This window comes from Leptolyngbya sp. PCC 6406 (assembly GCF_000332095.2).
Classification (GTDB): domain Bacteria; phylum Cyanobacteriota; class Cyanobacteriia; order Phormidesmidales; family Phormidesmidaceae; genus PCC-6406.
In genome coordinates this window covers 3702876-3716522 of the sequence record NZ_KI913949.1, presented here as the reverse complement: position 1 = coordinate 3716522, position 13647 = coordinate 3702876, and the positions used below count along the sequence as shown (strand labels likewise).

At 57.4% G+C, this 13647-nt stretch carries 12 protein-coding genes; 7 read left to right on the top strand and 5 right to left on the bottom strand.

Annotation, left to right across the window (positions count from 1 at the left end; all coding sequences use genetic code 11):
* The first annotated feature begins 337 nt into the window (after window positions 1-337).
* The 5 genes from LEP6406_RS28495 to LEP6406_RS28490 all read left to right on the top strand — a co-directional run bounded on the left by LEP6406_RS28495 (window position 338) and on the right by LEP6406_RS28490 (window position 5995).
* Window positions 338-1438, top strand: a complete 1101-nt coding sequence (locus tag LEP6406_RS28495; RefSeq protein ID WP_162160893.1) for a polysaccharide biosynthesis/export family protein — start codon at window positions 338-340, stop codon at window positions 1436-1438.
* Between the two features lie 140 nt (window positions 1439-1578).
* Complete coding sequence (locus LEP6406_RS0216380) at window positions 1579-3816, top strand: polysaccharide biosynthesis tyrosine autokinase (protein ID WP_008319281.1); 2238 nt, start codon at window positions 1579-1581, stop codon at window positions 3814-3816.
* A 62-nt stretch (window positions 3817-3878) separates the two neighbouring features.
* Window positions 3879-4601 (top strand): pyridoxine 5'-phosphate synthase, encoded by a 723-nt coding sequence (locus LEP6406_RS0216375; RefSeq protein WP_008319280.1) that lies wholly within the window; start codon window positions 3879-3881, stop codon window positions 4599-4601.
* Between the two features lie 70 nt (window positions 4602-4671).
* Window positions 4672-5010 (top strand): MgPME-cyclase complex family protein, encoded by a 339-nt coding sequence (locus LEP6406_RS0216370; RefSeq protein ID WP_008319277.1) that lies wholly within the window; start codon window positions 4672-4674, stop codon window positions 5008-5010.
* 292 nt (window positions 5011-5302) lie between these two features.
* Window positions 5303-5995 (top strand): hypothetical protein, encoded by a 693-nt coding sequence (locus LEP6406_RS28490; RefSeq protein WP_008319274.1) that lies wholly within the window; start codon window positions 5303-5305, stop codon window positions 5993-5995.
* Window positions 5996-6392: 397 nt separating this feature from the next.
* Here LEP6406_RS28490 and fumC read toward each other — a convergent pair whose 3' ends face one another.
* Window positions 6393-7787, bottom strand: coding sequence for a class II fumarate hydratase (gene fumC, locus LEP6406_RS0216360; protein ID WP_008319272.1), 1395 nt, complete (start codon window positions 7785-7787; stop codon window positions 6393-6395).
* A 181-nt stretch (window positions 7788-7968) separates the two neighbouring features.
* Window positions 7969-8673 (bottom strand): HAD family hydrolase, encoded by a 705-nt coding sequence (locus tag LEP6406_RS0216355; RefSeq protein WP_008315150.1) that lies wholly within the window; start codon window positions 8671-8673, stop codon window positions 7969-7971.
* Window positions 8674-8934: 261 nt separating this feature from the next.
* Here LEP6406_RS0216355 and purN point away from each other — a divergent pair, with 261 nt between their 5' ends.
* Entirely contained in the window at window positions 8935-9576 is a 642-nt protein-coding gene (gene purN / locus LEP6406_RS28485) for a phosphoribosylglycinamide formyltransferase (RefSeq protein ID WP_036028521.1), read from the top strand.
* Between the two features lie 18 nt (window positions 9577-9594).
* Here purN and LEP6406_RS0216345 read toward each other — a convergent pair whose 3' ends face one another.
* Window positions 9595-10509, bottom strand: coding sequence for a pirin family protein (locus LEP6406_RS0216345; protein ID WP_027269196.1), 915 nt, complete (start codon window positions 10507-10509; stop codon window positions 9595-9597).
* A gap of 274 nt (window positions 10510-10783) precedes the next feature.
* On the opposite strand from LEP6406_RS0216345, the gene LEP6406_RS0216340 reads away from it, so the two are divergent.
* Window positions 10784-11383: a CHRD domain-containing protein gene (locus LEP6406_RS0216340; RefSeq protein ID WP_008316233.1), complete on the top strand. Its 600-nt coding sequence runs from the start codon at window positions 10784-10786 to the stop codon at window positions 11381-11383.
* Between the two features lie 93 nt (window positions 11384-11476).
* On the opposite strand, the gene LEP6406_RS0216335 is transcribed toward LEP6406_RS0216340, so the two are convergent.
* Both LEP6406_RS0216335 and LEP6406_RS0216330 read right to left on the bottom strand, forming a co-directional pair.
* A complete protein-coding gene (locus tag LEP6406_RS0216335) occupies window positions 11477-12634 on the bottom strand; it encodes a tocopherol cyclase family protein (protein ID WP_225886561.1) in 1158 nt (385 codons plus the stop codon).
* Window positions 12627-13391, bottom strand: a complete 765-nt coding sequence (locus LEP6406_RS0216330) for a M48 family metallopeptidase (RefSeq protein ID WP_008316237.1) — start codon at window positions 13389-13391, stop codon at window positions 12627-12629. The genes LEP6406_RS0216335 and LEP6406_RS0216330 overlap by 8 nt, the downstream gene beginning before the upstream one ends.
* Window positions 13392-13647: the final 256 nt, after the last annotated feature.

The following is a 13647-nucleotide window of genomic DNA, read 5'->3' as shown; positions in this document are numbered from 1 at the left end:
GAACTAGATATTGAACTAGACTGCTACGGTCTACGTCGGGGTATGTATGTATGACTGATTCCCTTGTGCTGAATTCCCTACTGCTTGCGCCATGGCTTTGCTGAGTTCACAATCTAGCTCCAGACCCAGATTCAATCTCCTAACCTGGCGTCAATCAGGAGCCGCGCTCGCCTGTGCTACTGGACTATGGCTGGGGGGGGGAGGGATCCCCGCCCTGGGACAAAGCCCGACCACGACTTCTACAAACGCGGAACCTCCGGTTACCGAGCCCCTGGTTGAAGCCACCCCAACCCCAGAGTCCAGCCCCGAGTCTCCGGCTTCAGCCCCCTTACCGGAGGTGGCCCCCAGCAGTCCGCCGCCCCCAGAGACAGCACCTCTCCCAGCGGCTACCCCCCAACCCAGCCCTCGATTGCCCGGTGCAACCACCACCCCAACTCCGACACCTTCCCCCTTCAGTCCCCTTCCCGGTACTGCCCAAACGCGGGACTTTGACACCTATCGCCTAGGACCGGGGGATAGCTTCTTCGTCAGCGTACCGCGCTTCCCTGAACTGAGTTTCCAAGCCACCCTCGATATCCAGGGCAATATAATTGTCCCCCTTGAGGGAGCCGTGACCTTCAATGGCCTCACCCTAGCCCAAGCCGAAGCCCGCATCGCCCAGATCTATGACCAATACGTCGTCAACCCTAGGGTGAACATCACCCTAGTGGCCCAACGGGGGGTGCAGGTAACGATCCTCGGAGAAGTGGTGCGTCCTGGGTTCTATCCCCTCGGTGCTCCCCAAATCTCCACTGCCCTGCTGACGGCAGGGGGCACGACGGGACGGGCAGATTTGCGGGCAGTGAGGATCCAGCGGCAGCTCTTCAATGGTGAATATATCGAGAACACCATTGATCTCTTTACCCCCCTCAAAGAAGGCTTTAGTTTACCGGATGTAGCCCTTCAGGACGGGGATGTCATTGTTGTGGAGCGCCTTGATCCGGGGCAGCTAGATGAATATGATCAGGCACTCGTGTCACGTTCGACCCTAGCCCAGGCCCAGATTGTGATTCGGGTGCTGAACTATGGCGCAGGGGGTGGGCGGGGCTCGGCTCTCACCACCGTGGCGTTGCCCAATGGCAGTCGGTTTATTGATGCGATCGCAAATGGCGGTGTCAGCCCCGACTCCACCAACATCGGGCAAATTGCCCTGATCCGCTTTGATGAAGAGGCTGGACAAGCGGTGACGACAATCCTGGATGGAGGAGCTGCCTTTCGGGGCGATCCGGTGCAGAATCCTCCCTTACAGCACAATGACGTGATCATCATGAACCGCACCTTCCTGGCCCGTCTCACCTATGGGCTAAATACCTTTACCCAGCCCTTCCGAGATGTTTTAGGATTCCTGCTGTTCTTCGATTCCCTCAGCAACTCCGCCGAAAACCTATTCCGACCCTAAAAAAGGATAATTCGTGAAGAAGCCCGCCCAAGAACCGCAGAATTACCAGGAATCTTAAGCCGAGATGTTAGCCTAAAAACATTTCAGGCTGATGTAGGAGACCCCCGTTCACGACGGAGTCCAATCAGAGGTTAGACAAGATGGCAGCAGCATTCATAAAGCGTTACTCAATGGCCCTGAACCGCTATAAGTGGGTTGGGCTCGTCGGGTTTCTAGGGGTTTTCGGAGCCTCTGGCTTTGTTGCAGTGCAGCCTACCCCCCCAGACACCTTTCGATCTGAGGGGATTTTGGTGCAAAACACGCCGGTTGTGTCCTTTACCGCCACCGGGGTCCAACTCCAACAGGAAGGCCAAGGCATTATTACCGAGGATTTCTTGTTAGCCGATGTGCTGCTAGGGGAAGTCGTCAATCAGCTTAGTACTCAGGGCGTCACCGTTTCCCCCGATGACATTCGCAAAAATACCACGATCAAAATCGATGCCCGTGATGGAGGTCGGAATCGCGGCAACCAGCTTGATCGGGTCACGATTGGTTTCAATTGGGACAATCGCGAAGAGGCGGAGGCAATTCTCTCGGTGCTGTTTCAGGGCATGGTGGAGTTTAGTCGCATCACCAACCGCTCGCGCCTGAGCAATATTGTCAATGCTCTAGATGAACGTCTGCCCGACGCGGAGGGAGAGTTGCGGGCAGCGGAGCAGGCGCTGGAAGCCTACGATCGCATTGAAGGGCCTGCGATTCAAGCTGCCCTAGATGGTAGTTTGCTGGGGTCGATTTCCGGGAGCCAAAATCAACGCCGTCAAAACCAAGTTACTTTGGCGGGCATGGATTCCGAGATGGAGAGCCTCCAGGCCCAGCTTGGACTGACCCCAGAGCAAGCCTATGCCTCTTCGGCCTTGAGCGCCGACCCCATTATTGCCCAACTGCGGAGCCAGATTTACCAGGCAGAGAGCCAGCTTCAGGTTCTGACCCAAAACCTGCGAGAAGCTCACCCCACCATTATTGATCTACGGCAAAGCCTAGCCGCCTACGATCGCTTACTGCGAGAGCGGGCACGGGAGGTGATTGGCGGTGGTGAGCTAGCGCCCCTGCCTAGTGGCGACGTTGTTCGGCAAGACAGCAGTTTGGACCCCGCCCGCGCCGAGTTGGCAAATTATCTGGTTGCTCTGAAAACGCAGCGAGATGCCCTGATCCGCCAGCAGGCTTTGCTGGCGCAGTCGGAGGCGCAACTGCGGGAGGAATATTCCAGCCTGCCCAACAAGCAGCTAGAGCGCGATCGCTTAGCCCAGCAGGTAGGGCTGAAGCGGGCCTTGTATGACCAGATTCAGGCGAAGCGGATTGACGCCCAGGCGGCGGAGGCGGAAACTGTCAGCAGTATTACCATCGCCAGCCCCCCTGCCACCCGAAGAATTGTAGCGGAGAGCCAAAATCCCGTCGTGGTGCTGTTGCTGGGAGGCATGGTGGGCCTAGTGGTGGGGGGTGGCCTTGTGCTGCTGCTGGATATGCTCGACGGCACTATGCGGACCCATGAGGATCTGGAGAAGCTTCTGGGGGATGCGGAGGCTCCCCTGCTGGGTATAATTCCCCTCATTCAAACCCATTCCAGCCATATCCCGCCTCTAATTTTGGCTCCCGACTCGGCCTATGGGGATCTCTACGAGCGTCTACGGAGCAACCTATATCTGGCGGGAGCACAGCTTCAGGCGGGTAAGCCCCCTCAGATGATAATGGTGACGAGTACACGGGATCAGGAAGGGAAGACCATCACCGCCTTCAATCTGGCTATTGCGGCTGCTCGGGCGGGTCGGCGCACACTGATTTTAGAGGCCGATCTGCGATCTCACTCCCAAGCTCGACTCCTGGGCATTACCCCCGATGAACAAGCCATTCTGGAACCCCTGCGATATTACGGAGGATACCTGTCCGACCCGGTGCAGATGGTTCCTGGTGTTGAGAACCTGTACATCGCCCCTAGTGCTGGCCCCCAACGTAACGCCCCCATGGTGATCGACTCCAGTGAAATGATCCGGTTCTTGGCCGATGCCCAGGCCCGTTTTGACCTCGTGATTCTAGATGCGCCCCACCTCACTGGCAGTAACGACACGATGCTGCTCCAGGGCCGCACTGACGGTATCGTGCTAGTTACCCGCCCGCAGCTCACCGAGAAGCCAGTACTGCAAACCGTCCTAGAGCAGTTTGAAGAGTCAGAGGATATCCGGGTCTTGGGTACGGTAATCAATGGCGCGGATATTCCCATCCAGACGGTAGATCCCACGGATCCCCCCGTTGGTTATCCCCCCTCTAGCGGTCATCCTGAGGTTGAAGAGAGCTATCCTCCCGAGCAGCAGCGAGTCCCGGTGATGGGACCAGTGGACTTTTAGGAGGCTGACGTCGCAGGTTAGACTAGGGAATGCACGTTTGAGGCTGTGGAGGCCGTGAACCCTTGCCTACCCTAGGGGTCAATATTGATCACATTGCCACGATTCGCCAAGCTCGTCGTACCGTTGAGCCCGACCCTGTAGCGGCGGCGGTGCTGGCGGAACTAGGGGGGGCCGATGGCATTACCGTCCACCTGCGGGAAGATCGCCGACACATTCAAGATCGCGATGTGCGGATCCTGCGGCAAACGGTACGCACCCATCTGAATCTAGAGATGGCTGCCACGGATGAGATGGTTGCGATCGCACTGGATACTCACCCTGACTACGTCACCCTAGTTCCAGAAAAGCGGCAAGAGGTTACCACAGAGGGGGGCTTAGATGTGGCGGGACAGTGCGATCGCCTCACTGAAGTAGTCAAAACCTTACAAGGGGCAGACATTCCCGTAAGTTTGTTCATTGACGCTGAGGCCGCCCAAATTGAGGCTGCTGCCCACACGACAGCTCAGTTCATTGAGCTGCACACCGGGCGCTATGCGGAGGCAGCAGCAGAAACCCAGCAGACTCAGGAACTCGCTACCTTGAGGGCGAGAACCCAGCAGGCGCGGCGGTTGGGGCTACGGGTGAATGCGGGCCACGGCCTCACCTACTGGAATACCGCCCCAATTGCCCGGATTGACGGCATGGAGGAGTTAAATATCGGCCATACCATCATCAGTCGGGCGGCCCTCGTGGGTCTAGAGCGGGCAGTGCGGGAAATGAAACAGTTGATTTGTGGTCAATCCTAGAGTCATGCTGATTTTGAATAAGCTATTCGGAATACGCTGTTGTTGAATATCTGAATTTTGAGAACGTCCTATGTCTACCCAAACCTACTACTACCTCGCCGCTAGCCAGAAGTTTCTTCTAGAGGAAGAACCTCTGGATGAAGTGCTGCGGGAGCGCACTCGTTACTACCAAGAGCAGGAAAAAGCCTTGGATTTTTGGCTGGTGAAATCCCCCGCTTTTCTAGATGCGCCTGAACTGGCGGCGGTCAAAGCCCGCTGTCCCCAACCGGCGGCAGCGGTCATCTCCACCGAAAAGACTCTGATCACCTGGCTGAAACTGCGGATAGAATTCGTGATCACAGGGGAATTTACGGCTCCGTCGGACTCCATTCCTGAGCCTTTGGCTTCCCTGGAGACTGTAGCATCCTAATGTGATGGGGTGGTGGGGTGTATAGCCTAACGGCATTCAAGAAAGGCGAAGCCTGCCCGTTGGCGATGAGCCTGCCTTTGGCATAGGGCTTAGAGGTGATGGGGTAGGGGCGCGGTTTCCGCGCCCAATGCACGGGTTGGCAGGTGACAGGTGACAGAAATGTAGGGTGGGCATTGCCCACCAATCCAGGGATTGTGCTATTCCGGATAACAGCTACTCATCCCTCACACCCTCATTGGGGTAGGGGCGCGGTTTCTGCAATTAATTATGTTCTGTAGTGGTCTTGCGTGTGATGGCTGGGATCAATGAACTCTATGGGGACCGACGCTGGCAATGGGGGATACTGATGGCGGTCGTGGGCGCAATCGCACCCACGGCGGCGGTGGCCCAAACCTTTCCCCCTTGCCCTCCTCCGGCCCCAACGGAATATTTACTTCTGATCCAGGGCAACACGGAGGTGGAGCGCAATCGAATCCAGTCCCTACTGCCCACCAGCACAAACGTCATGGTGTGCCAGTATCTGTCCGAGCCTGTGGTGCGGGCGGGGGGCTTCAGCAGCCTCGAAAACGCTAATGCCTGGGCACAGTACCTGACGGAGGTGGAGGGGGCTCAAGCCTTTGTTGCTCGTCCTGCCAGTGATGGGACCGCCGCCCCTCTGCCCTCTGACCTGGATGCGGACTCCGGATCCTCCTCCCCCAGTACTGCCGGTGGGGGCTATGCGCCCCAGCTTTTGGGGGAGGGATACGCGGTGCTGGTGGACTATGGCACTGATCCCGCGATCGCATCCGCCATCCAATCCACCCTAGGTAAACCCGTGGGATTAGCCGTCTATCGCCAGCGGCCCTATCTGCTGGCGATCTATAGTGGTGATGTCCAGACCGCCGCAGCGACCCTGCAACAGCTCAGCGGCAGGGTTACGGCCTTTATGGTAGATAGCAGCGAAGTGGTGCTCCTGGCTCCGACGGTAGCCGTTAGCAATGAATAGGGTCCAGAGCTGCCGATCTGCCCCTTTTACCCCACTCAGGGGATGATTTTTTAGAAGGAATACTGGGTATCAACTCAAAGCGGGACAAATCTCGTGGGGAGGAGTTAGGAGCTAGGAGCCAGAATCTAGGAGGGTACTGGATTCTGGCTCCTGACTACTGAATTCCTCGGAACCAATATTGTCTCGGCTTACGTTGATACCCGTCATTGCGACAGATCTTGCCCTGGGCGTGCAGCCGCACGCCCCTACGGGATGCCTATTTGTAGCCAATACCCAGAGAGCTGGTATAACCGCCCCCCAACACCCCATCACCTCTAAGCCCTATGCCAAAGGCAGGCTCATCGCCAACGGGCAGGCTTCGCCAACACCCCATCACCCCATCACCCCATTCTGGGGATTAGCGGGATGGGTGAGTCATCTGATCGGGACGGACCTGCTGGTCAAAGTCGGTTCCGGTGAGGAAGCCAAGGGCAATGCAGGCATCCCGCAGCGTGGTGTTTTCGGTATAGGCTTTCTTCGCCACTTGGGCCGCTTTGTCGTAGCCGATGATAGGGTTCAAAGCTGTCACCAGCATCAGGGAGTTTTCCACAAAGGTTTGAATCTGAGCCCGGTTGGGTTCGATGCCTAGGACAAGGTGATCGGTGAAGCTGCGGCAGGCGTCGGTGAGCAGGCGGATGGAATGGAGCAGGTTATGGATGATCACGGGTTTGAACACGTTCAGTTCAAGATTGCCCTGACTGCCCGCGATCGCGATCGCGGCATCATTGCCCATCACCTGCACACACACCATCGTCATCGCCTCACACTGGGTCGGGTTCACCTTTCCCGGCATGATCGATGATCCCGGTTCATTGGCGGGCAGATGCAGTTCCCCCAGGCCGCAGCGGGGGCCAGACCCTAGCCAACGGAGGTCATTGGCAATTTTCATCAGGGCCACCGCCAGGGTTTTGAGGGTGCCGCTGGTGGCCACTAGGGCGTCGTGGGCAGCCAGGGCGGCGAAGGGATTGGGAGCGGCGCGGAAGGGAAGTTGGGTATAGGCTGCGATCTCGGCGGCTACCCGCTTGGCAAACTCAGGATGGGTGTTGAGCCCCGTACCCACCGCCGTCCCGCCAATGGCCAGATCCCCCAGTTCCGGCAGCATCGCCTCAATGCGCCGCAACCCCTGGCTCACCTGGGCCACGTACCCAGAGAATTCCTGCCCTAGGGTGAGGGGCACCGCATCCATGAGGTGAGTGCGGCCAATTTTGACAATCGCCTCGAAATCCTCCGCCTTCTTCGCTAGGGCATCCCGCAGATGGGTCACCGCAGGGATCAGGGCATGGTGTATCTGCTCTACCGTGGCAATATGCATCGCCGTGGGAAAGGTGTCATTCGAGGACTGGCCATGATTCACATGGTCATTGGGATGAATCGGGGTCTTGCTGCCCACCTCGCCCCCCAGGATCTCAATGGCCCGGTTGGCTATGACTTCATTGGCATTCATATTCGTCTGGGTACCGCTGCCGGTCTGCCACACCCGCAGCGGAAAATGATCATCCAGTTCCCCTTCAATCACTTCGTCCGCCGCTTGCACCATGGCTTGGACCTGGTATTCCGTCAGCGTGCCCAGATCCCCATTTACCACCGCCGCTGACCGCTTCAAGATGCCAAAGGCTCGAATCATTTCCCGAGGCATGGTGTCTTCACCAATGGCGAAGTAATGGAGCGATCGCTGGGTCTGGGCACCCCAATAGCGATCGCAGGCCACCGGAATCGGCCCCATACTGTCGGTTTCAGTACGAGTCTTGACCACAGCAATTACTCCCTGGGAATTAAAGGTAAAGGGCAAAAGGTAAAGGGTAGAGGGTAAAAGGTGAAGGGTAGAGGGTAAAAGGTGAAGGGTAGAGGGTAAAAGGTGAAGGGTAGAGGGTAAAAGGTGAAGGGTAAAAGGTGAAGGGTACAAGGGTAAAAGGTGAAGGGTACAAGGGTAAAAGTCAATCCCTGTAATACCGTCCTAGCCAGTCCAAGTCCAACTCGTTCAAATAATCCACCGCTACATCCGCCCGCCGCTGCATCATCCGATAGGGGTACTGATGGGCCACCCCCACGACGGGTACCCCTGCGGCTTGGGCCGCTGCAATCCCGGCGAAGGAAGATTCTACCGCTAGACAGGTCTCTGGGGAAATGAACCGATCGGGGTACTGGTCCTGAAGGCGAGCAATAGCAACTTCATACCCCTCCCCAGCGGGCTTGTCCCCCCCTGGGGATAGGTCTTCTGCCGTCACAAGGATACTGAAGGCTGTTGCTAACTTGGCCCGCTGCAATACCCAGTCCACATCTCCCCGCTGCGCCCCGCTGACAATGCCTAACGGTGTCTGGGCCACCTTGAGCTGGTACAAGAAGTCCTCTAGCCCTGGATACAGCGGCAACCGATCCAAGCTGGCTAGCCCTTCCTGGTAGCGCTGCGATCGCAGCTCCAGAAGTTTTTTCAGACCTTCAGCACCCATTACCCGCCCCCGCCGCGACAATAGCATTTGCAGACAGGTGCGATCCCCTCGCCCTCGACAGACTTGGTCAAATTCTCCCGGATCCGGGCGCAAATTTTCTCCGATCAGCAACTCATCCAGAAGGCGCTGACGCAGGGCTCCATCATTGATAATGACACCGCTCAGTTCAAAAAAAACCGCGTTAAGAGCCATGGCATCGGACACAGAGGACAGATAGGACCAGCTCCAGGCCAAAAGCTGAGCAAAATGGGAGCCTCTAAACACTTACCACGACAACCCCACCCAACGGTCAACCCGGTCAACTCATCCAATCCATTCAGCAAAAAACGGTAGGCTGCTAAAGCACTCACGAATGCCCAGTCCGAAGCCACGCCTACATTGGGCGCACAAACTGCATCCACCCCACCCACCCCCTGCATTGGGCGCGGAAACCGCGCCCCTACGGGAAATTAAATTCAAAATTCAAAACTCAAAACTCCCCCCATCCCCGATCCCCTACCCCGATCGCCCCAGCCCTGGCGCTTAGGCATCCTCGCCAGCGGCAATGGCACCAATATGGCCGCGATCGCGGCGGCTATTGCCACCGGCCAACTCCACGCTGAGATTGCCGTCGTAATTTACAACAACCCAGGGGCGGGGATCGTGGCACAGGCGGAGAAATATGGTCTCCCTACGGTGCTGCACAACCATCGCGACCACCCCACACGGGAAGATCTAGATGGGGCACTCGTCGCCACCCTGAAACAGCATTGGGTGGACTGGGTGGTGATGGCGGGCTGGATGCGGCGGGTTACGGCGGTGTTACTCGACGCCTTCCCCCGCCGCATGGTGAATATCCACCCCAGTTTATTGCCCAGTTTCCCTGGGGTGCGGGCGGTGGAGCAGGCGCTCCAGGCGGGGGTGACGGTGACGGGTTGCACGGTGCATTTTGTGGAATTGGTGGTGGATAGCGGCCCGATTATTATGCAGGCGGCGGTTCCCATATTCCCCACCGATACCCCTGCCACCCTTCAGGCTCGGATCCAGGTTCAGGAGCACCGCATTTATCCCGCCGCGATCGCGCTGGCCGCGAGTGGGTTCTCAGCAATAGATTGAGGCAATACGTTGCGAGGGTTAATCCACCCCCGCATTTACCTCCAGCACCGCCTCATCCGCAGGCAGAGGAATGAACTCAGTTTCCGTCGGGACGGGGTCAAACCGTCCCGAGCGCCAATCGACTTTAGCCTGGGAAATGCGATCGCGGCGACTAGAGACAAAATTCCACCACTTGATGCGGGGACCGACGGGATCTCCCCCAATCACAATGCAGCGACTTCCCGACTCTGCCATCACCGTCACCGGCTGCTCTGCCGCCAAAACCGCTAGCCGATGTTGCGACAGAGGGTTATCCCCCAGCGTTAGCCCCGGCGTAACACTGTAGACCCCCCGCTCCGCCACCTCAGGGGGAATCGTGAACTGTCCTCCTTCGGGAAACTGCACATCCAAGTAGAGCGTGGGAGAGAAGGTCTGCACGGGGGAGTGATGGCCATAGACGCTCCCCGCGATCACCTTCACCTGAGCACCCTGATCCTCCCACGTAGGCAAACTGGCACTGGGATGGTGGCAAAACCCAGGAGCCGTTTCCTCATGCTCTGGGGGCAGTGCCAACCAAGTTTGAATGCCGTGGAGGCGGGCGGCGCTCTGTCGCTCGGCCTCTGGCGATCGCTCTGAGTGGACGATGCCTCGCCCCGCCGTCATCCAGTTCACCGCCCCAGGCCGGATCTCCTGCACCGTACCCAGACTGTCGCGATGGAGGATTGCCCCCTCAAACAGGTAGGTCACTGTGGCCAGATTGATGTGGGGATGGGGTCGCACATCAATGCCTTGACCGGGGGGAAAGACCGCAGGCCCTAGGTGGTCAAAGAAAATGAAGGGTCCCACCATGGGCAATGCGTCACTGGGCAACAACCGCCGCGCTGTGAAGCCCCCTAGATCTTTGGTCTCTGGAACCAACAGGTGTTGAACAATGGCAGAGTCAAAGGATTTCATTCCCGTTACCGTAGCAAATTGGCCAAAGCCACACATCCTAGCCGCAATAATTCACATCCCCCCGGCTAAACCGCTACAACCCTTGATCCCTGGTTCGAAGGTAGGGGGGATGTGAACGGTTATTCCTAGCCAGCTTTGATGGTTCTGGTATTTTTACGGTTTTCATAAATCCAATTGGGGCAGCTCCTCGTACTTGCACTGAGCACCTATTGCTCACAGTTGAATGTTGTTTAGAATCCAAAGTTACCCCATGTCAATGCTTAAAACACTCTCTATGGCAGGATTTGCGAGTGCGATCGCAGTTCTCGCACCTGTCGCTGTTGAAGCAGCTTCCTTTAGCTACTTCTCTGAACTCAACGGCATGAATGAAGTCCCCGCTAACGATAGTACCGCCACCGGATTGGTTACAGGCTCCCTAGTTGGCGATCCAGATAGCTGGGAATTTACCTACGATGTTAGCTTTTCAGGATTAGCCGCAGAGCTGATTTTGGCCCACATCCACTTGTCTGCAATGCCCGATGGCGTGCCCTTCACCCAGCAAACAGGGCCTGTGGTGCATGACCTGAACAATGCACCAGTCAATACAGGCGTTACCAGCGGTAGTTTCGCCGGTAGCTGGACGGCTGCGGATGTGACTGCCGCTGGGGTCAATCCCAGCGTCGTATACAATCGCTTTTTGGCAGGGCAGTACTATTTCAATTTGCACTCAAATACCCCTGAGTTTGCCGCTCCTGGAGAAATTCGCGGGCAAATTGAGTTTGACGAAGATGCTGCAACTGTGCCCGAACCAGCTACAGGTCTAGCTCTAATGAGTGCTGCTGCTCTGGGTTTGACGGTATCTCGTCGACGCAAAGAGAGCTTAGTTGCAGGCTAAAGGCTACAACTGTTGACGCCAACATTGGCTAACCGAAAAATATTCGCCTTCGGAGAATCTCCGAAGGCTTTTTTAATGGAAGATCCGGGTTCCTTAGCCGGAATATTGCCAGGGGTGTTGCCAGTCGTGGCCACCGACTTCCAGCCCTGCCAGGGTGCTTTCCGCTTGGAGGATCAGGCTCTCCTGAAAAGGGCAGTCCCGCCCCGCAGGAGATCTCGCCCAGAGGCTGACCGTCAGATGGCCGTGGGTGGTGTCCCAGCAGCGAAATTGGAGTCCTTCGCGAGTGGGGACGCGCACTTGGGCCGGGGTCGCGTCACAAGTCCCCCGCAGTTCCAAGCGATAGCGATGGGTAAGGGCGCTGACCCACCAGTCGCCCCAGGGGGTGACCTGCCACTGTATTTGCCCCCTGAGAGAACTCAACTCAAAAAACTGCCCCCGGTAGTGCAGTCCCACAAGTCCTACCGTTTCTTGATGGGTGAGCACCTGTCGCCGCGCCCCCGCCATCGTCAGACTCAGATCCGGCTCGTCAGCAAAAGCATTGCACTGGATCCAAAACCACTTTTCTGGAAATGCGTGGCCCCAGTTCTTTTCGCAGTAAACCGGGGCTTGGTGAAAGTCATAGCGATCGCGCCCCCACTCGATCCAGCCCGTCCCCCAGCCATGGGCCATGAGCACCTGCCAACCGGGCTCAAAAATGGGCAAATAGGACAGCCACCCCGCTGTGGGTCGGGGCGGTTCGTGATCCCCGCCCCAACCATATCGGGGAACTACGGTGTAGTCCCAGCGGGCCTGGAGCCCCGTCTGCGGATCCTGCACCTGTCCCTGGTGGTGGGTAGCAGTCAATTGGTAGCCCTGACTTACTCCCGCCCGAAAGCGGTCGGCCTCTAAGTACCGGGGAGGATATACCACTGTTCCAGAACCTGCCACCTGACCCCAGTGTCCTAGTCCCAAATGGCCACGCCACGCCCAAAATCCCGCCACGTTGGGAAAGGGGCAGTACAGATAGGTCTCATCGGGGCCGAGAATTTGAGCCGCGCCGCCGCTGAGATCGGGGGTGCTGGAAGAATCAAGAATGCTAGCCCCCGCCGGATCGTCAATGGAATACATGAAGGCAAAACTCTGGGCCACCGCTGGCAGCGTGAGGCGGCAGTACCAGCCCTCAAAAAAACGCCCTGGGGCACCATCCCAGTGGTAGCCGCTGTGGGGCGTCCAGAATAACTGGTCCATGGGGGTCGAGGAGGAACTAGGCATCAACCCAGTGAGGCACGTACTGCCATGCTTTTTTCAGGTCAGCCCTGATGCGATCGCACTCAGGGCAATAGCGCCGTACCAGATTCCAAAAGGCGGGGGAATGATTCATATGGACCGTATGGCACAGTTCATGGATGAGCACATAGTCCACCATCGGTGGTGGTAAAAACAGGAGTTTGTAATTCAAGCTAATCGCCTGTCGAGAAGAGCAACTACCCCAGCGGCTAGTCTGCCCCCGTACTGAACAGCGGCTATAGGCCAGATCACAGCGCTGACTCAGGGTTTGCAACCACGGTCCCAACTCCGCCCGTGCCTGTCGCTGAAGCCAGTTACGCAGCAGATCGCGACACGCGATCGCATCCTGCACCGGGCCAGCCAGAATGAGGTCGAAATCCCCACTCTGGGTCAGGGTCAAGGCACTATCAGAACGAACCTCGTAGGTAACCTGCCAAGTTTGCTGGCGCGATCGCAGTTCCAGACTGTCAGGCTTTTCCGCCTGATGGTCAGCGGGGAGTGACTGCCGCTGGTGTTCAATGCGCTGGATAGTACGGGCAATCCAATCCCGCCGCCGATCCAAAATCTTGGGAATCTCCCCCCGATCAAATCCCGGTGGCACCACCACCTCCAGCGTCCCCTGGAACGAAACCCGGAGAGAGACATGGCGGGCACGGGAACTCTCCCGCACATCGTAGTCAGGTAGTGGCATCTGGTAATCACTCACAGAAAACAGCAGCAGTTGGTGGGTGTCCTCAGGCATAGCAGGCCATGAAGGGAAGTGAGTTCAGAGTTAGTTCAAATGAATTATATAGCCTGGGTCAATTTGCCTACGACACTGTTATTCGGAATAGCACAATCCCTGGATAGGTGGGCATTGCCCACCCTACGTTTCTGTCACCTGTCACCTGTCACCTGCCAACCCCTGCATTGGGCGCGGAAACCGCGCCCCTACGGGTAATTCAATTCAAAATTCAAAACTTAAAACTTAAAACTTAAAATTCCTAACACCTGTCACC

Coding starts and splice junctions, on each gene's coding strand:
- LEP6406_RS0216380 (WP_008319281.1), top strand. CDS start 1,579: ATGGCAGCAGCATTCATAAAGCGTTACTCAATGGCCCTGAACCGCTAT.
- LEP6406_RS0216370 (WP_008319277.1), top strand. CDS start 4,672: ATGTCTACCCAAACCTACTACTACCTCGCCGCTAGCCAGAAGTTTCTT.
- LEP6406_RS28490 (WP_008319274.1), top strand. CDS start 5,303: ATGGCTGGGATCAATGAACTCTATGGGGACCGACGCTGGCAATGGGGG.
- LEP6406_RS0216355 (WP_008315150.1), bottom strand. CDS start 8,673: ATGGCTCTTAACGCGGTTTTTTTTGAACTGAGCGGTGTCATTATCAAT.
- LEP6406_RS0216345 (WP_027269196.1), bottom strand. CDS start 10,509: ATGAAATCCTTTGACTCTGCCATTGTTCAACACCTGTTGGTTCCAGAG.
- LEP6406_RS0216340 (WP_008316233.1), top strand. CDS start 10,784: ATGGCAGGATTTGCGAGTGCGATCGCAGTTCTCGCACCTGTCGCTGTT.
- LEP6406_RS0216335 (WP_225886561.1), bottom strand. CDS start 12,634: ATGCCTAGTTCCTCCTCGACCCCCATGGACCAGTTATTCTGGACGCCC.
- LEP6406_RS0216330 (WP_008316237.1), bottom strand. CDS start 13,391: ATGCCTGAGGACACCCACCAACTGCTGCTGTTTTCTGTGAGTGATTAC.